This window comes from Azospirillum sp. TSO35-2 (assembly GCF_003116095.1).
Classification (GTDB): Bacteria; Pseudomonadota; Alphaproteobacteria; order Azospirillales; family Azospirillaceae; genus Azospirillum.
In genome coordinates this window covers 2,873,678-2,891,001 of record NZ_LGRA01000021.1, presented here as the reverse complement: position 1 = coordinate 2,891,001, position 17,324 = coordinate 2,873,678, and the positions used below count along the sequence as shown (strand labels likewise).

General features: G+C 68.6%; 16 protein-coding genes. 7 read left to right on the top strand and 9 right to left on the bottom strand.

The features are described 5' to 3' along the window. Nucleotides 1-52: 52 nt before the first annotated feature. Complete coding sequence (locus tag TSO352_RS29090) at nt 53-1,078, bottom strand: aspartate-semialdehyde dehydrogenase (RefSeq protein ID WP_109110530.1); 1,026 nt, start codon at nt 1,076-1,078, stop codon at nt 53-55. A 221-nt stretch (nt 1,079-1,299) separates the two neighbouring features. On the opposite strand from TSO352_RS29090, the gene TSO352_RS29085 reads away from it, so the two are divergent. Continuing rightward, entirely contained in the window at nt 1,300-2,916 is a 1,617-nt protein-coding gene (locus TSO352_RS29085) for an ABC transporter substrate-binding protein (protein ID WP_109110529.1), read from the top strand. Nucleotides 2,917-2,955: 39 nt separating this feature from the next. Here TSO352_RS29085 and TSO352_RS29080 read toward each other — a convergent pair whose 3' ends face one another. Next, on the bottom strand, nt 2,956-3,561 hold the full coding sequence (locus tag TSO352_RS29080; RefSeq protein ID WP_109110528.1) for a cysteine hydrolase family protein: 606 nt from the start codon (nt 3,559-3,561) through the stop codon (nt 2,956-2,958). An 81-nt stretch (nt 3,562-3,642) separates the two neighbouring features. On the opposite strand from TSO352_RS29080, the gene TSO352_RS29075 reads away from it, so the two are divergent. Further along, nucleotides 3,643-4,527 carry a LysR family transcriptional regulator gene (locus TSO352_RS29075; RefSeq protein WP_109110527.1) on the top strand — a complete coding sequence of 295 codons (885 nt, stop codon included), beginning with the start codon at nt 3,643-3,645 and terminating at the stop codon, nt 4,525-4,527. Here TSO352_RS29075 and truA read toward each other — a convergent pair. The 3 genes from truA to def are packed head-to-tail and all read right to left on the bottom strand — an operon-like array spanning nt 4,521 to nt 6,768. Next, nucleotides 4,521-5,258, bottom strand: coding sequence for a tRNA pseudouridine(38-40) synthase TruA (gene truA, locus TSO352_RS29070; RefSeq protein WP_109110526.1), 738 nt, complete (start codon nt 5,256-5,258; stop codon nt 4,521-4,523). The two genes, TSO352_RS29075 and truA, sit on opposite strands and share 7 nt — an antisense overlap. A 5-nt stretch (nt 5,259-5,263) precedes the next feature. Next, nucleotides 5,264-6,214: a methionyl-tRNA formyltransferase gene (gene fmt, locus TSO352_RS29065; RefSeq protein ID WP_109110525.1), complete on the bottom strand. Its 951-nt coding sequence runs from the start codon at nt 6,212-6,214 to the stop codon at nt 5,264-5,266. A gap of 35 nt (nt 6,215-6,249) precedes the next feature. After that, entirely contained in the window at nt 6,250-6,768 is a 519-nt protein-coding gene (gene def, locus TSO352_RS29060; protein ID WP_109110524.1) for a peptide deformylase, read from the bottom strand. A gap of 135 nt (nt 6,769-6,903) precedes the next feature. On the opposite strand from def, the gene cobS reads away from it, so the two are divergent. From cobS to TSO352_RS29045, 3 genes are read left to right on the top strand one after another with little or no spacing between them, the layout of a single operon-like run. Then, nucleotides 6,904-7,722 carry an adenosylcobinamide-GDP ribazoletransferase gene (cobS, locus tag TSO352_RS29055; protein ID WP_109110523.1) on the top strand — a complete coding sequence of 273 codons (819 nt, stop codon included), beginning with the start codon at nt 6,904-6,906 and terminating at the stop codon, nt 7,720-7,722. After that, entirely contained in the window at nt 7,719-8,381 is a 663-nt protein-coding gene (locus TSO352_RS29050; protein ID WP_109110522.1) for a histidine phosphatase family protein, read from the top strand. The genes cobS and TSO352_RS29050 overlap by 4 nt, the downstream gene beginning before the upstream one ends. A gap of 52 nt (nt 8,382-8,433) precedes the next feature. Further along, nucleotides 8,434-8,970 (top strand): pyridoxamine 5'-phosphate oxidase family protein, encoded by a 537-nt coding sequence (locus TSO352_RS29045; RefSeq protein WP_109110521.1) that lies wholly within the window; start codon nt 8,434-8,436, stop codon nt 8,968-8,970. Between the two features lie 165 nt (nt 8,971-9,135). On the opposite strand, the gene TSO352_RS29040 is transcribed toward TSO352_RS29045, so the two are convergent. The 3 genes from TSO352_RS29040 to mtgA form a co-directional block, all read right to left on the bottom strand. Next, entirely contained in the window at nt 9,136-10,494 is a 1,359-nt protein-coding gene (locus TSO352_RS29040; RefSeq protein WP_109110934.1) for a DEAD/DEAH box helicase, read from the bottom strand. 276 nt (nt 10,495-10,770) lie between these two features. Continuing rightward, nucleotides 10,771-11,286 carry a flagellar basal body-associated FliL family protein gene (locus tag TSO352_RS29035; protein WP_109110520.1) on the bottom strand — a complete coding sequence of 172 codons (516 nt, stop codon included), beginning with the start codon at nt 11,284-11,286 and terminating at the stop codon, nt 10,771-10,773. Between the two features lie 110 nt (nt 11,287-11,396). After that, a complete protein-coding gene (gene mtgA / locus TSO352_RS29030; protein ID WP_109110519.1) occupies nt 11,397-12,071 on the bottom strand; it encodes a monofunctional biosynthetic peptidoglycan transglycosylase in 675 nt (224 codons plus the stop codon). A 124-nt stretch (nt 12,072-12,195) separates the two neighbouring features. Here mtgA and TSO352_RS29025 point away from each other — a divergent pair, with 124 nt between their 5' ends. Then, nucleotides 12,196-14,967 (top strand): ATP-dependent DNA helicase, encoded by a 2,772-nt coding sequence (locus tag TSO352_RS29025; RefSeq protein WP_109110518.1) that lies wholly within the window; start codon nt 12,196-12,198, stop codon nt 14,965-14,967. Nucleotides 14,968-15,060: 93 nt separating this feature from the next. After that, on the top strand, nt 15,061-16,359 hold the full coding sequence (locus TSO352_RS33020; protein ID WP_146210807.1) for a hypothetical protein: 1,299 nt from the start codon (nt 15,061-15,063) through the stop codon (nt 16,357-16,359). Nucleotides 16,360-16,366: 7 nt separating this feature from the next. Here TSO352_RS33020 and TSO352_RS29020 read toward each other — a convergent pair whose 3' ends face one another. Continuing rightward, nucleotides 16,367-17,314 carry an AEC family transporter gene (locus TSO352_RS29020; protein ID WP_109110517.1) on the bottom strand — a complete coding sequence of 316 codons (948 nt, stop codon included), beginning with the start codon at nt 17,312-17,314 and terminating at the stop codon, nt 16,367-16,369. Nucleotides 17,315-17,324: the final 10 nt, after the last annotated feature.

The window sequence follows — 17,324 nt, the reverse complement described above, 5'->3', positions numbered from 1 at the left end:
ATTCGGGCGGGTGGGAAGGTGGGGCGCGGTCCGATCAAACCGGCACGTGCCGTCAGCCCTCCAGATGGTCCCGCACCAGCCGCTCGGCGATCTGCACGGCGTTCAGGGCGGACCCCTTGCGCAGGTTGTCGGCGACGGACCAGAAGGACAGGCCGTTCTCGACCGAGAAATCCTCGCGGATGCGGCTGATGAAGACCGGGTTGTCGCCGGCGACCTCGACCGGGGTGATGTAACCGTCGTTGGTCTGCTGGTCGACCACCTGCAGGCCGGGGAACACGCGCAGGAGATCGCGGGCCTCCTCGGCGGTGATCGGCTCGTCGGTCTCGATGGTGACCGATTCGGCGTTGCCGATGAAGACCGGGACGCGGACGCAGGTGGCGGACAGCTTGATCTTGGGATCCAGGATCTTCTTGGTCTCCACCATCATCTTCCACTCCTCGCGGGTCGAGCCGTCTTCCATGACGCTGTCGATCTGCGGGATGACGTTGAAGGCGATCTGCTTGGGGAAGACGCTCTTGACGATGGGATCGTTGACGAAGATGGCGCGGGTCTGGGTGAACAGCTCGTCCATCGCCTCCTTGCCGACGCCGACGCTCGACACCGCCTGGTAGGTCGACACCACGACCCGGCGAATCGCGAAACGGTCGTGCAGCGGCTTCAGCGCCATCACCATCTGGATGGTCGGGCCGCTGGGGTTGGCGACGATGTTGCGCTGGCGGAATCCGGCCAGCGCCTGCGGGTTCACCTCCGGCACCACCAGCGGCACATCGGGGTCCATGCGGAACTGCGAGCTGTTGTCGATCACCACACAGCCGGCCGCCGCGGCGCGCGGAACATGGGCGGCCGAGACCTTGGAGCCGGATGAGAACAGCGCGATGTCGACGCCCTTGAAGTCGAACTTGGCGATGTCCTGGACCTTGAGGATGTCGTCCTCGCCATAGGACACCTCCTGGCCGATCGATTTCTCGGAGGCCAGGGCGATGACCTTGTCGGCCGGGAACTTCCGCTCGGCCAGCGTTTGCAGGATCTCACGCCCGACATTGCCGGTGGCGCCGATGACCGCGACGGTGTAGCCCATGACGGGGTGTCCTTCTGCCGAAAACCGATTGAAGCAAGGATGATGCCGAAAGAGGTTAGGAGCTAGGCGCTTTCCCGGCGAAATGCAACCCGCAGCGCCCGCGTCTCCGCCGCCTTCCTTTTGCCTCCCCGACCCCTGGCCGGCTTGACAGGCCGCTGAATACGGCGGGATGATTCCGGCCGGGAACAGCGCCCGAACGGGCCTCCAGGGAGATCACAGGGATGACCAGCTTCAAGCGCGGCCTGATCGGACACACGATCCTCGGCGCCGCCGCTCTCGCACTCGCCGGCCTGATGACCGTGACGCCGGCCGCCGCCGAAACGCCGAAGGACTCGCTGGTGATGGCGTGGCAGTTCGACGACATCGTCAGCCTCGACCCGGCGGAGATCTTCGAGCTGTCGGGCGCCGAATACAGCGCCCAGGTCTATGACCGCCTGATCCATTTCGACGTCGAGGACGTCAGCAAGATCGAGGGCGAGGTCGCCGAAAGCTGGACCGTCTCGCCCGACGGCAAGACCTTCACCTTCAAGATCCGCGACGGCATCGCCTTCCATTCCGGGAACCCGCTGACCGCCGAGGACGTGGCGTGGTCCTTTGCCCGCGCCGTCAAGCTGAACAAGGGGCCGGCCTTCATCCTGACCCAGTTCGGCCTGACGCCGGAGAACGTCGACCAGATGGTGCGGGCGACCGACCCTCGCACGCTGGTCTTCACCACCGACAAGGCCTACGCCCCGACCTTCGTGCTCTACTGCCTGACCGCCGACGTGGCGTCGATCGTCGATGCCAAGCTGGTGAAGACCAAGGAGAAGGACGGCGATTTCGGCACCAGCTGGCTGAAGACCAACTCCGCCGGCTCCGGCCCGTTCGTTCTGAAGCAGTGGAAGGCGAGCGAGCTGCTGTCCTTCGACGCCAACCCGAAATACTGGCGCGGCGCGCCCAAGATGAAGCGGGTGCTGATCCGCCACATCCCCGAACCGGCGACCCAGCGCCTGCTGCTGGAGAAGGGCGACGTCGACGTTGCGCGCAACCTGAAGCCCGAGCAGTTCGAGCCGCTGAAGGCCAGCGACGTCATCCGGCTGGTCCAGGCGCCCAAGGGCACGCTGTGGTATGTCAGCCTGAACCAGAAGGTCCCGGCGCTGGCCAAGCCGGAGGTGCGCGAGGCGTTCAAGTACCTCGTCGATTACGACGGCATGGCCAGCACGATCATGAACGGCATCGGTGCCGTCCACCAGGCCTTCCTGCCCAAGGGCTTCCTGGGCGCGGTGAACGAGAACCCCTACAAGTACGATCCCGCCAAGGCGAAGGAACTGCTGACCAAGGCCGGCTATCCCGACGGCTTCACCGTGTCGATGGACGTCCGCAACACCAACCCGACCCAGGACATGGCCCAAGCGATCCAGGCCAGCGCCGCCAAGGCCGGCGTGAAGATCGAGATCATCCCCGGCGACGGCAAGCAGGTCCTGACCAAATACCGCGCCCGCAACCACGAACTGATGATCCAGCAGTGGGGCGCCGACTACCAGGACCCGAACTCCAACGCCGACACCTTCGCCTCCAACCCCGACAACAGCGACAACGCCAAGTCCAAGCCGCTGGCTTGGCGCAACGCCTGGGACATCCCGGAACTGACGAAGAAGACCGCCGCCGCGGTGGAGGAGCGCGACAGCGCCAAGCGCGCCCAGATGTACGAGGAGCTGCAACGCTCGGTCCTGGCCGATTCGCCCTTCGTCATCATGTTCCAGCAGACCGAGATGATCGCGGAGCGCAAGACCGTCTCGGGTCTGGTCTGGGGGCCGAGCTTCGACACCAACTACTACTGGAAGGCCGAGAAGAAGTAAGGATGCAGGGGGCGTGCGGCGCGCGCCCCCTCCCCTCCCTCACCCCCAGGCCGCGGCATCCTCCACCACCACGGCGAGGCTGTCGGACAGGCCGGTCAGCACGCCGCGCTGGATGTCGGCCGCCGGCACCACCCCGCCCCGGCCGTCGGGCAGGTCGCGGGTCGCGGTCGCCGACGCCACCACCGTCACCCGCCAGCCGTGATCGACGGCGGAGCGCGCGGTGCTGCTGACACAGTTGTGGGTCATGAAGCCGGCGATGATCATCTCGGTCCGACCGGTGTCGCGCGCCACCGCCTCCAGGTCGGTGCCGGCGAAGGCGTTGGCGAGGCGCTTGACGATGACCGGCTCGCCCTCGCGCGGCGCCACCGCCGGGACGATCGCCGCCAGCGGGCCGGCCGGGTCGAACAGCGGCGCGCCGGGCGCGGTGTGATGCACGATGTGGATCACCGGCACGCGGTTGGCCCGCGCGAGGTCCAGCAAGGCCGCCGCCCGCTCCACCGCCGCGTCGACGCCCGACAGGCGCAGGGCACCGTCGGTGTATTCGCGCTGAAGGTCGATCAGCACCAGCACCGCCTTGTCGAGCGGGCTCGGGTGCTGCGGCGCGCCGACGATCTGGCGCAGCGTTTGGGGCGGGTGGTCGGTCATGGCGGAACGCTCCGGTCGGTGGTGTCGATGCGGTGATCCTGCCCGGTTCACCGATGGACGGCCATTCGCTATCCTTGCACCATGACTGTTCAGAATTTCACAGGCTCCACCCCACTGGACTGGGACGACCTCCGCGTCTTCCTGGAGCTGGCGCGCGCCGGCAGCCTGTCGGCGGCGGCCCGCGCCCTGCGGCTGAGCCACGCCACCGTCGGGCGGCGGCTGGCGGCGCTGGAACAGACGCTCGGCCGCACGCTGATGGAACGCCGGCCCGACGGCTACGCCCTGACCGAGGAGGGCGAGAGCGTCCGCGCGCTGGCCGAGGCGATGGACGACCGCGCCCAGGCGATCCGCCGCCGCGCGGGCGCCGACACCGGGCTGACCGGCAATTTGCGGCTGACCATGACCCAGGCGCTGGCCGACCGCTTCGTCATCCCGCGGCTGGGCCCGCTGCGCGCCGCCCATCCCGGGTTGGAGCTGGAGGTCATCGCCGACAACCGCGCGCTCAGCCTCGCCCGGCGCGAGGCCGACCTGGCGATCCGGCTGGCCCGGCCGCAGCGTGGCGATCTGGTCGGGCGACGGCTCGCCACGCTGGGTTATGGCCTCTACGGCGCGCCGGACGCCCCCGACACGCTGATCGCCTACGACGAATCGATGGCGGAACTGCCGGAGGCGCTGTGGCTGGCCCGCCATGGCGGCGGCCGGCGGGTCGCCTTCCGCTCCAACAGCGTCCAGGGTCAGGCCGCCGCGGCGGTGGCGGGTTTCGGTCTCGCGCTGCTGCCCTGCCTGCTGGCGGACGGCATCGCCGGGCTGGAGCGCCGCCCGCTGATCGGGCCGCCGCTGTCGCGCGAGGCGTGGCTGCTGGTCCACCGCGACCGCCGCGCGGTGCCGCGGGTGCGGGTGGTCATCGACCATCTGGTGGCGGTCTTCGCGGCGGAACGGGCGCTGCTGGAGGGAACCGCTCAGTAACGCGCCGCGACGAAATAGAGCCCGTCCGGCGGGCAGGTCGGGCCGGCCTTGGCGCGGTCGCGGGCGTCCAGCGCGCGGCGCAGGTCGTCGGCGGTCCATTTTCCGGCGCCGACCAGTTCCAGCGTGCCGACCATGTTGCGGACCTGGTGGTGCAGGAAGGAGCGCGCGGCGGCGTGGACGCGGATCTCCTCGCCCTCGCGCTCCACGTCGAGCCGGTCGAGCGTCTTCACCGGCGATTTCGCCTGACAGAGTGAGGCGCGGAAACTGGTGAAATCATGCTGGCCGACCAGCAGCTGCGCCGCCTCGTGCATCGCCTCGGCGTTCAGCGGCCGGGTGACGTGCCACGCCCGGCCGGATTCCAGCGCCAGCGGCGCCCGCCGGTTGACGATGCGGTAGACATAGGCGCGGCCGGTCGAGGTCAGGCGGGCGTGGAAATCGTCCGCCGCCGGCTCCACCTCCAGCACGGCGATGGGGGCCGGCTTCAGGTGGAAGTTCAGGGCGTCGCGCAGCTTCAGCCCGGTGAAGGGCCGCTCCAGGTCGAAATGGCAGACCTGCCCCAGCGCGTGCACCCCGGCGTCGGTCCGGCCGGAGCCATGGACGCGCACGGTTTCGCCCGACAGGCGCTGCACCGCCTCCTCCAAGTTCTGCTGCACCGAGGGGCCGTTGTCCTGGCGCTGCCAGCCGACGAAGGGACGGCCGTCATACTCGACGGTCAGTTTCCAGCGCTGCACGGCGGTCAGTCCGCGACGGCTTCGGCCGACACCGGCTGGCCGACGCCGAGCGCGAAGCCGCGCAGGAAGGCGGCGCCGTCGACCGGCGCCTTGCCTGGCCGCTGCACCCGGGTCAGCCGCACCGCGCCATCGGCGCAGGCCACGGTCAGGTCGCCGCCGTCCAGCAGCGTGCCGGGCACGCCGGACCGGCCGGGCACCGGCTCCGCCGCCAGCACCTTGATGCGCTCACCGGCCGCCGCATCAAACCAGCAGCCGGGCCAGGGGGTCAGCGCCCGCACCTGCCGCTCGACGAAGGCCGCCGGCTGGGTCCAGTCGAGCCGGCCGTCCTCGCGCGTCAGCTTGGCGGCGTAGGTCACGCCCTCCTCCGGCTGCGGCACCGCGGTGAGCGTGCCGGCGGCCAGCCCCGCCAGCGCCGGGACGACCATGCGGGCGCCGAGCGCCGCCAACTCGTCGTGCAGGCTGGTGGCGGTGGTGGCGGGGGTGATCGCCACCGCTTCTTTCGACAGCATGGCGCCGGTGTCGAGCCCGACGTCCATCTGCATGATGGTGATCCCGGTTTCGGCGTCGCCGGCCAGGATGGCGCGCTGGATCGGCGCCGCCCCGCGCCAGCGCGGCAGCAGCGAGCCATGGACGTTGACGCAGCCCAGGCGCGGCGCGTCCAGCACCGGCTGCGGCAGGATCAGGCCATAGGCAGCGACCACCGCGACATCGGCGTCCAGCGCGGCGAACTCCGCCTGCGCCTCGGCGTTGCGCAGGCTCTTGGGATGGCGCACCGGGATGCCGTGCTGCTCGGCGAAGCGCTGGACCGGCGAGGCCTGCACCTGCTGTCCGCGGCCGGCCGGGCGCGGCGGCTGGCTGTAGACGCAGACGACCCGGTGCCCCGCCTCGATCAGCGCGGCGAGGCTGGGCACGGCGAAGTCGGGCGTGCCCATGAAGACGAGACGGAGCGGGGTCATGGATGCGAAGCCTTTATCCGTAAATCAGGCGAGGGTCAGGCCGTCGCCTTCTGGCCCTTCAGCTTCTGCACCTTGCGCAGGATCATGTTGCGCTTCAGCATCGACAGGTAATCGACGAACAGCACGCCGTCGAGATGGTCGATCTCGTGCTGGATGCAGGTGGCCAGCATGCCGTCGGCCTCCAGTTCCTGCGGCTGGTTCTTTTCATCGAGGTAGCGGACGCGGATGCGCTGCGGGCGCGTCACTTCGGCGTACTGCTCCGGCACCGACAGGCAGCCTTCCTCGCACACCGACTTCTCCTCCGACGACCAGACGATCTCCGGGTTGGCGAGGCGAATCGGGTTGGGCGGGTCACCCTTTTCATGGACGTCGACCACGATGACGCGGTCGAGCACACCGACCTGCGGGGCGGCCAGCCCGATGCCGGCGGCGTCGTACATGGTTTCGACCATGTCGTCCATCAGCGTGGCGACGCGCGCATCCACCGCGGCGACGGGTTGCGCCTTGCGCTTCAGGACCGGATGCGGGGCGACGAGGATCGGAAGACGGGCCATGGGTGCTCAACGGTGATCAGGGGGAGTTCAAACCGACAAAGTAGGTGGACCAAGTGTTTTGGTCAAGGAATCGGACCGATCGGCGCCGGCGCCGACAGGGTTGCGCCGGCCGCGGCTTGGGCGTAGGTCGATGCCATGCCCGACGTGATGCCCGATACGACCGCCCGCACCATTCCCCAGCCGCCACGCGGAATTCCTCTCCGCTGGGCGGATGACGCCGCCCTGGCGCTGGTGTTCCTGACGCGCGTTCCCCTGCCGCTGACCATTCCCCTCGCCGAAGGCGCGGCGGCGCGGGCGATGGGGTGGTTTCCGCTGGTCGGGGCGCTGGTCGGGCTGGCGGGCGGCGCCGTCTTCGCGCTGGCGTCCGCGCTGAACCTGCCGCCGCTGGTGGCGGCGCTGCTGGCGCTGGCGGCGACGGTGCGGCTGACCGGCGGCCTGCACGAGGACGGGGCGGCCGACGTCGCCGACGGTTTCGGCGGCGGGCGCGACATCGCGCGCAAGCTGGAGATCATGCGCGACAGCCGGGTCGGCAGCTACGGCGTGCTCGCCCTGGTCTTCTCGGTGACGATCCGCGCCGCGGCCCTGGCCGCCCTGACGGCACCGATGGCGGTGGCGGCGCTGGTCGCGGCGGGAGCGCTGTCACGCTGCGGATTGGCGGCGATGGCCTGGGGCCTGACGCCGGCGCGCCGCGACGGGCTGGGGGCGGCGCAGGGCAAGCCGGCACCGGCGACGGTGCTGCTGGCGGCGGTGCTCGGCATCGCCGTTGCCGCGGCGGCGCTGACGACGACCGTCCTGCCCGCCCTTCTGCCAAGCATCCTGGCCGCGGCGGTGGCGGTGTGGCTGGTGGCGGCGCTGGCCCGGCGGCAGCTTGGCGGGCACACCGGCGACGTGTTCGGCACCGCCCAGCAGGTGGCGGAGACCGCGGTGCTGTTGACCGTGGCGGCGCTGCGATGAGCGGCCGCGCTCTCAGCCGCTCGCCGGTCCGCGTCACCCGCTGGTGGCTGATCCGCCACGCCCCGGCCCACAACCCGAACGGCGTCATCTGCGGGTCGAGCGACCGCGAGGCCGACACCAGCGACCGGGCGACCGCCGCCGCGCTGGCCGCCGCCCTGCCCGCCGACGCGCTGTGGCTGACCAGCCCGCTGCGCCGCAGCCGGCAGACGGCGCAGGCGCTGTGGCGCCGGCTCCCGGCGCTGGCCGGCACCGCGGTGGTCGAGACGGCGCTGGCCGAGCAGGATTTCGGTGGTTGGGAGGGGCTGTCGCACGACGCCGTCGCCACCGAGGACCCCGACGGCGCGGCGCGGTTCTGGCGCAACCCGGCGCGCAACGCCCCGCCCGGCGGCGAGAGCTTCGCCACGGTGATGGAGCGGACGGCGGCGGCGCTGCGCCGCCTGAGCGCCACGCACGCCGGCCGCGATCTGGTGGCGGTGATCCACGCCGGCCCGATCCGGGCGGCGCTGGCGCTGGCGCTGGATTTGACGCCGGAAGCCGCCCTGCGGCTGCGCATCGACCCGTGGTCGCTGACCCGGATCGACCATTACGGCGGCGACGGGGATGGCGGGACCGGATCCTGGTCTGTTGGGGGAATGAACGCGCGGCCCGGAACTTTCTGACCGCCGATTGCGTTCCCCAGTCTCCGTTGGGCTACCGAACGAGAGGCAGGCCATGGCCAGCAGCACCGGCAAGCAAGACACCGGAACGACGCCCCCGGGGCACGAGGACGTCAAGAAACTTTGGGACATGATGAAGTCGGTCCAGGTCGCGATGATGACGACGCTGGACGACAACGGCCGGCTGAACTCCCGTCCGATGGCGACCCTGTCCCACGCGGGGTTCGAGGACGGAACCCTGTGGTTCTTCACCCGCGCCCATTCCGAAAAGGTGGCGGAGATCGACCGCCACTGGCGGGTCAACCTCGCCTACGCCAACCCGGACAAGCAGGATTACGTCTCCGCCTCCGGCGTGGCGGAGGTCGTGCGCGACAGGGACAAGATCCGCTTCCTGTGGCGCGACATCATGACGACGTGGTTCCCCCAGGGGCCCGACGATCCGGAGATCGCCCTGCTGAAGGTCGTCGTCGATCAGGCCGAATATTGGGACAGCCCGTCGAGCACGATGGTCTACGCCTACGGCTATGTGAAGGCCAAGCTGACCGGCCAGGCGCCCGATCCCGGCGACAACGCGAAGATCGCGTTCCAGTAAGCCGCGCCCCTTCACTCCGCCCCTTCACTCCGCCCCTTCACTCCAGAGACGCGGAACGAAAAACGCCCTCCCCCACCGGCCGCAAGGCCGATGAGGGAGGGCGTTTTTCGTTCAAACCTCAAACCCCGGGCGGGCGAGCCTGTCGGCGCGCCCTATGGGTTGCCCTTACCAGCTCTTGGCGCGGGCGGCGGGCTTGCCGCCCTGGGAGTCGCGGCGGGCGTGGCCATGGTCCGGACGGCCCTCGCCACGGCTGTACTCCGGCCGCGGACCGCGGGGAGCGTGCGGGCCCTTGCTCTCGCCACCGGCGTTGCGGTGCCACGGCTTGGGACCGTTGCCGGTGGGACGGCCACCGTTGCGGCTCGGCGGACGGGCGCCGCCACTGGTGAACGGGCGCTGCGGCTCCAGGCCGGGGATCACGTGGATCTCCAGCGTCGCCTTCGTGTAACGCTCGATGCGGAACAGCGTCTCGCGGTCGGCGCGGGCGGCGAAGGAGATCGCGATGCCCGAGGCGCCGGCGCGGCCGGTGCGGCCGATGCGGTGGACATAGTCCTCCGCCGAGCGCGGCAGGTCGAAGTTGATGACGTGGGTGATGTCACGCACGTCGATGCCGCGGGCGGCGACGTCGGTCGCCACCAGCAGGCGGACCTGGCCGGTGCGCAGACGCTGGAGCGTGCGGTTGCGCTTGGTCTGGTCCATGTCGCCGTGCAGGGCGGCGGCGGAATGGCCGGCGGCGCTCAGCTCCTCGGCCAGCGTGTCGGCATCACGCTTGGTGGCGGCGAAGATGATCGCCTTGCCGACTTCTTCCTGCTGGGCGAAGTGCATCAGCAGGCGACGCTTGTGGTCCATGTCGTCGGTGTGATGCAGACGCTGCTCCACGTTGATCGCGGTCGCCTGGCTTTCGACGGCCACACGCTCCGGATTGCGCAGCAGGTTGTTGGCCAGACCGGTCATGCGACGGTCGAGCGTCGCGGTGAACAGCAGCGTCTGGCGGGTCGGCGGGCAGCACTTGGCGATGGTCTCGACGTCGTCGAGGAAGCCCATGTCCAGCATGCGGTCGGCCTCGTCGAGGATCAGAACCTCGACCGAATCCAGATCGATGCGGCGGCGCGACACATGGTCGAGCAGGCGGCCGGGGGTGGCGACCAGCACGTCGACCGGACGCGACAGCAGGCGGAGCTGCTCGCGGTAGGGCATGCCGCCGACCACGTCCACGATGTTCAGCTTCATGAACTTCGCGTACTTGCGGGCGGCGTCGGTGACCTGCTTGGCCAGTTCGCGGGTCGGGGCCAGCACCAGGACGCGCGGGGTGGCGGAGCCTTCCAGCGGCATCTCGGCGGTGCGGGTCAGGGCCGGCAGCATGAAGGCCGCGGTCTTGCCGGTGCCGGTTTCGGCGGTGGCGAGGATGTCGCGGCCCTGCAGCGCCGGCGGAATCGCGGCGAGCTGGACCGGGGTCGGGGTGGTGTATTCGAACGCCTCGAGGGCCTTCAGGAGGAGCGGGTGCAGACCGAGTTCGGAAAACGACAAGCGGATCAACCTTCTCAAAGCAGGACGGCATAGCCCCGCGCGCCCGGATGGCGAGCGTGGGTTACACCGGCGGACTCGCCGGGAGGAGGTCGATAGAGGGAGAGGCGTCTATCCGATGCAGCGACTAGTGCCACCCCTGAACATTCGGGGCGGTCGTCGTTGCGCAATCAGCGCGTCTCGCTCAAGAGACGCGCGAGCCTCCAGCGAACAAGACGCCTTAGATAGGCTATTGCGCCGCACAACACAAGGACCTTCGCCAAGCGAGCCCCGCGTTCCTCACTTGACGACCATGCGTTCGATGTAAATGTCGCGGATCAGCCCGTCGCCGGCCTCGCGCCGCACCGCGTCGCGGACCGTCTGCTTCAGGAAGGCGGCGGAGCCGGTGCCGGTCAGCCGCTCCGTCCCCGCCTCGGACACGGTCTGGAACAGGCGGTCGGCGATGCGGTCCTGGTAGCGCAGGATCCGGTCGGCCTCCACCTTCGGCGCCAGCACCAGCGACACCCGCATCTCCACGGCGCGGGCCCCGCCCAGCGGCACCTCCAGCTCCGGCAGGGTCGCCAGACGCGCCTTCGGCCCCATCAGCGCGACGACCCGCCGCTGCTCCAGGATGCGGTCGACGGCGATGCCGCCGCCATAGGCCAGCCCGGCCAGGGTGAGCAGCGCGATCAGGACGATGACCAGCAGGCGGGTCGGGTGCGCGGGTTCGGGATGGGGCGCGTGGTGCGGCGCCAGCGCTTCGCGCAGCGGGTCGGGAGGCGGCGGTGCGCCATAGAGGGTGCGGTGCAGGGCCATGGTCGGACTCCTCCGAACCGGCGGGGGCTCGGGACCAGTGTACGCTCACGGCCGTTAAGAATCCGTGCAGCGCGATGCCGCGCCCCCCTGCCGCCTCCAGGGTTCCCGGCTCAGCGCACGCAGTCGTCCAGCCGGTCGCGCCGCACCACCGCCATGCGCTGCTCGATCACCCCGGCGCGGCGGGCGACGTAGCTGCCCGGCCGGGTCGGCGACCAGCGGCGCGGGCTGGGCAGCACCACCGCCAGCAACGCCGCCTCGCGCCGGGTCAGGGCGGCGGCCGATTTGTGGAAGTGGTGGCGGGCCGCCGCCTCGGCGCCATAGACGCCGTCGTCCCACTCGACGATGTTCAGATAGACCTCCAGGATGCGGCGCTTCGACCACAGGCTTTCGATCAGCAGGGTGAACCAGGTTTCCGCCCCCTTGCGGGTCCAGCTGCGATCGGGCCACAGGAAGGCGTTCTTGGCGGTCTGCTGGCTGATGGTGCTGCCGCCGCGCAGGCGCTTGCCCTCCTCGTTCTCGTCGAAGGCGTCCTCGATGGCGGCCCAGTCGAAGCCGCCATGCCCGCAGAATCCGGTGTCCTCCGAAGCGATCACCGCGTCGACCAGGGCCGGCGCGATGCGGTCCAGCGGCGTCCAGTCGCGCTCCAGCCCGGAGCCGGCAGCGGCGCGGATCAGCATCAGCGGCGTCGCCGGCGGCGGCACGAACCGGTAGAGCGCCGCCCACAGCACCGTGACGGCGACCAGCGCCGCCGCCCCGACCAGCGCCCACCGCAACAGCGTCCGCACAGTCACCCCTCGCACCGTCCCGCCTCCGCCGCGCTTCCCCGATGCCCCTCAATGGGGGTGCCGGCCTTTTCCGTCAACAAGCGGCGCTCGCTTTGCCACCGGCCGCCATCCTATAGTGCGGCCGATGGACACGACCGCCGCCCCCTCGCCGCTCCACCGCCTCGACGACGCGCCCGCCATGGTGGCCGGCGCACGCCGGGTCGTGGCCCTGACGCTGGACGGCGAGGTAGAGGAGCTGTCGCTGGCCGCCGCCGCATCGAAGGTGCGCCGCCAGCCGCCGCTGGTCTGCCACGCCCGCGCCTTCGCCCGCCGGCTGGGGATCGAGAGCTTCCCGGCCTTCGACGTGCTGGAGCTGTTCGCCTTCGTCCACCCCGCCCGCTTCTGCGTCCCCACCCCGCGCGGGCTGGCCGAGGCGCTGGACCTGCCCATCCCCGACGGCCACGAGGCCGACGCGCTGGCGCTGCAACGCGCGGTGCGCCGGCTGCTGGGCGACCTTGGCGCCCCCCCGACCCCCGGCGGGCGGGAGGAAGCCTCCGACCCGGTCGCCTTCGCCTGGGAGATGGGGCGCGCCGGCTGGCTGTGGGCGCCGGCGGTGCTGGCCGCGCTCGGCAAGCCCGAGGGGCCGGACAAGGGCGCCGCCCGCTCCGGCCTGCGCGTCTGGACCCGCATCAAGGAGTGGGAGGAGGGCGCGCCGCTGCCGCCCCCGGCCCAGAACCCGGTCGATCCGGACGAGGCGCGCCGCCGCTTGGCCGTCATGCTGTCGACCAGCGTGCCGGGCAAGGTGGCGGAACCGCGGCCGCAGCAGGCGGACTATTCCAGCGCCGTGTCGGCCGCCTTCGCGCCGCGCCAGTTGCCCGACACGCCGAATGTCGTGCTGGCGGAGGCGGGGACCGGCGTCGGCAAGACGCTGGGCTACCTCGCCCCGGCGACGGTGTGGGCGGAGAAGAACGGCGGCACGGTGTGGATCTCCACCTACACCCGCAACCTCCAGCACCAGATCGACGCGGAGCTGGACCGGCTCTATCCCGACCCGGCGACCAAGACGCGCAAGGTGGTGCTGCGCAAGGGGCGCGAGAACTACCTCTGCCTGCTGAACCTGGAGGAGGCGGTGCGCGCCATGCCGTTCCAGCCGCACAACGCCGTCGGCGTCGGGCTGATGGCGCGCTGGGCGGCGGCGACGCGCGACGGCGACATGACCGGCGGCGACTTCCCCGGCTGGCTGGTCGACATCGCCGGGCGCGGGCCGACGCTGGGCCTCGCCGACCGCCGCGGCGAGTGCATCTATTCCGCCTGCGACCATTACGCCCGCTGCTACATCGAGAAGAGCGTGCGCCGCGCCCGCAAGGCCGACATCGTCATCGCCAACCACGCGCTGGTGATGGTGCAGGCGGCGCTGGGCGGCGGCGAGGAACCGACGCTGCCCAGCCGCTACGTCTTCGACGAGGGCCACCATGTCTTCGACGCCGCTGACAGCGCCTTCGCCGGCCATCTGACCGGCCGCGAGACGCAGGAGCTGCGGCGCTGGCTGCTCGGCGCCGAGGAAACCGGGCGCAGCCGCGCCCGCGGCCTGAAGCGCCGGCTGGAGGACATCGTCGCCAACGACGAGGAGGCGTTGCGCCACCTCGACGACGTGCTGATCGGCGCCCGCGTGCTGCCCGGCGACGGCTGGTCGGCCCGGCTGGCCGCCGACAACCCGCAGGGGCCGACCGAACGCTTCCTGCTGCTGGCGCGCCAGCAGGTCTACGCCCGCACCGCCGGCCAGGGCGGCCCCTACAGCCTGGAGGCCGACCGGGCCTATCCGGTGGACGGGCTGCTCGACGCCGCGACCGAGCTGGAGCAGGCGCTGGTCCGCCTGTCCGAACCGCTGGCGGCGCTGGCCCGCCGGCTGGGCCAGCGGCTGGAGGACGAGGCGGCCGAACTCGACTCCGACCAGCGCCGCCGCATCGACGCGATGTCGCGCAGCCTGCACCGCCGCGGCACCCTGACGGTGGAGGCGTGGCGCGCCATGCTGCGCACCCTGCCGACCGAGACGCCGTCGCACTTCGTCGACTGGTTCGCGGTGGAGCGCATCGACGGCCGCGACGTCGATGTCGGGCTGTACCGCCACTGGGTCGACCCGACCGTTCCCTTCGCCGAGGCGCTGGCCGGGCCGGCCCACGGCATGGTGGTGACCTCCGCCACGCTGACCGACGGCACCGGCGACGTCGGCCAGGACTGGCGCGCGGCGGAGGACCGCTGCGGCGCCAGCCACCTGCCGGCCCCGGCGATCCGGGCGCAGGTCCCCTCCCCCTTCGACTACCCGAACCGCACCCGCGTCTTCGTCGTCAACGACGTGCGCAAGGACGATCTGGGGCAGGTGTCGGCGGCCTACAAATCGCTGTTCCTGGCGGCGGGCGGCGGCGGGCTCGGCCTGTTCACCGCGATCAGCCGCCTGCGCGCCGTGCGCGACCGCATCGCCGAGCCGCTGGACGCGGTCGGCATCCCGCTCTACGCCCAGCATGTCGACCCGCTCGACGTCTCCACCCTGATCGACATCTTCCGCGGCGAGGAGCACGCCTGCCTGCTCGGCACCGACGCGGTGCGCGACGGGGTGGACGTGCCGGGCCGTAGCTTGCGCCTGATCGTCTTCGACCGCGTGCCGTGGCCGCGCCCCGACATCCTGCACCGGGCCCGCCGCGACGCCTTCGGCCGCCGCCGCTACGAGGACATGATCACGCGGCTGCGGCTGAAGCAGGCGTTCGGCCGTCTGGTCCGCCGCGCCGACGACACCGGCGTCTTCGTCCTGCTCGACCCGATGATGCCGAGCCGCCTGGCCGGCGCCTTCCCGGAGGGGGTGGAAATGCGCCGGGTCGGGCTGAAGCAGGCGGTGGAGGAGACGGCTAACTTTTTATCTTAGAAGATGCGTTCGGCATTTTTTTTCTCTCTGAGTTTGCATATAATTAAGTTTGAACAACCCACTCTTTAAAGTTGTGTTGCATTGGAGAGAAAAATGCTCGTCTTCCTGAACACAAGTCAAATCAAACGTATATGCCAACTTTCTCTTATCGCAGCACTAACGCTTCTTTCTCCAATAAATGTAGCATTTTCTAGCGCCGATGCGCCTATAACCGTCTCCAAAGAAATACCACAGCCGGCGGCGGCAGAAAAAAATATCTTTGCAAGCGAGCCTTACGTCAATTCCAGGATTTCAGAGGTTACTAATCAGTTGAATATAATAAATAAATCAATTTCTGATAGATTTTCCGATACAAAAGAATTATTCGAAGCAAAACAAAAAAAGACTGATGACGTTTTTTTCTCACTACAAATTGCAGCTTTCTTGTTCCTTGCTTTTGCCGCAGCAGCGGGCTTCCTCGGCTATAAGACCATTGCCGACATTACAGGAAATATCAAAGAAACCATATCTTCAAGGGTTGATGAGTTGATAGCCAAGAGCCTGCAGGAGTCTGGAAGCGGGGCCAAGAGGCTAGATGCGATCCTTGAGCAAGCCGCTCAGGCAGAGCAGTCGATCAAAAAATTTGAGGACGTGTTCGGCGAAAAGATAAAAGAATATACAAGCTACGAGATTGATGAATTCGATCTAGCCGGACGCTTGGACTTTGAAGAAGATATTGATAATATTGATGAAAAATCAAGAAGAAACTTCATTACTATACTCAGAAAGGCAAAAGAAATTCCTTATACAGATCTTTACGATGCAAATTTTTATTTTAACGCATCAGCAATGGCGTCGAAGCTATCCCTTCCAGGTTTGTCAAAAGATCTGATCGAAATTTCTTTCAAAAAAAGTCCATCACCATCCAATGAAGCCCGTTTACTTAGAGCCCGAGTTACCTCTGGTACCCCAATAGACATAGCGGATGTTAGACGCCTAGTTATCAATCTCAACGCTGACCATCCCGAGGTGGTTCTTTCAGAAGCATACAACATATGCCAGAGACTCGCATTATTCGGAGAACTAATTGAGTGGATCAACACTCTTATCGAAATCCGGTCGGATCCATCTAAATCGCCAACTCTGCAAGTTCCTTCATATGCTTACGTGATGCTCGGCCGGACCTATCTAAACTTCGGAGGAAAAGATTACGAGGCAAACGCCCGGAATAGCTTTGACAAAGCAATTGAAATGCACAAAATCGAGTCACCACTTGTAAGTTGGTATATTGACACAGCTGAAGACTACATGAATTCTCTCCGAGTGATGGAGAAGAAAAAAATGATAGCAACAGCACTTCTTCAAACTAGCGAAATCTCATTTAAAGAGGCGTTCCAAGAAGCTATTTCGTAATTTCTCATTACCCCCCCGGCGCATACACCGCCAGCAGCCCCGACAGCGTCACCACGCTCAGCACCGTCGACACCAGGATGGCGGACGAGGTGCGCTCGACATAGGTCTGGTACTGGGTCGCCACCACGAAGGTCAGCGCCCCGGTCGGCAGCGCCGCCAGGATCACGGCGCTGCCGGTCCAGAACGGGTCCATCGGGAACAGGGTCTGCGTCAGCGCCCAGGCCAGCGCCGGTTGGAGCAGCAGTTTCAGCGCGCTGATCCATCCCGCCTCGGCCAGTCCGGCCGTCAGGCGTTGCGTCGCCAGGAACAGGCCGATGGCGAACAGCGCGCAGGGACCGGCGGGGGAGCCCATCAGCTCGCAGAAGGTGGCGATCGGCTTGGGCACCGCGACGCCGGGCAGCAGCGCCGACCAGGCGATGCCGGCCGCCGTCGACAGGATCAGCGGATTCTTCGCCAGCGCCCGGCCGACGTCGCGCAACGCCTTGGCCAGCCCGTTGCCGTGGCTGTTGGCGAACTCCAGCCAGATCACCGCGATGCCGACCATGATGGCGCTCATGATGACGGTCGCCAGGATGGTGGGGGCCAGATGGTCGGGACCGAAGGCGGCCAGGAACAGCGGGATGCCCATGTAGCCGGTGTTGGAGAAGCTGGCGTTCAGCCCCTGCATGCACTGGATCTGCGTGCGCTCGCGGTGCAGCAGGCGGCCGAGGACGGCGCCCAGCGCGTAGACCGCCAGCATCGAGCCCAGGAAGGCGCCGATGAAGGGGCCGTTGAAGATCTCCGGGATCGACCGCCGCGCGGTGCCCAGGAACAGCACCGGCGGCAGCGCCATCCAGTAGACGAACTTGTTCAGCGCTTCCGAGGAGGCCGGTCCCAGCAGCTTCGACTTTCCCGACAGGAAACCGGCCAGGATGATGGCGAAAACGGGAAAGGCGACGTTGAGGACGACGTTCATGGCGCGCGAC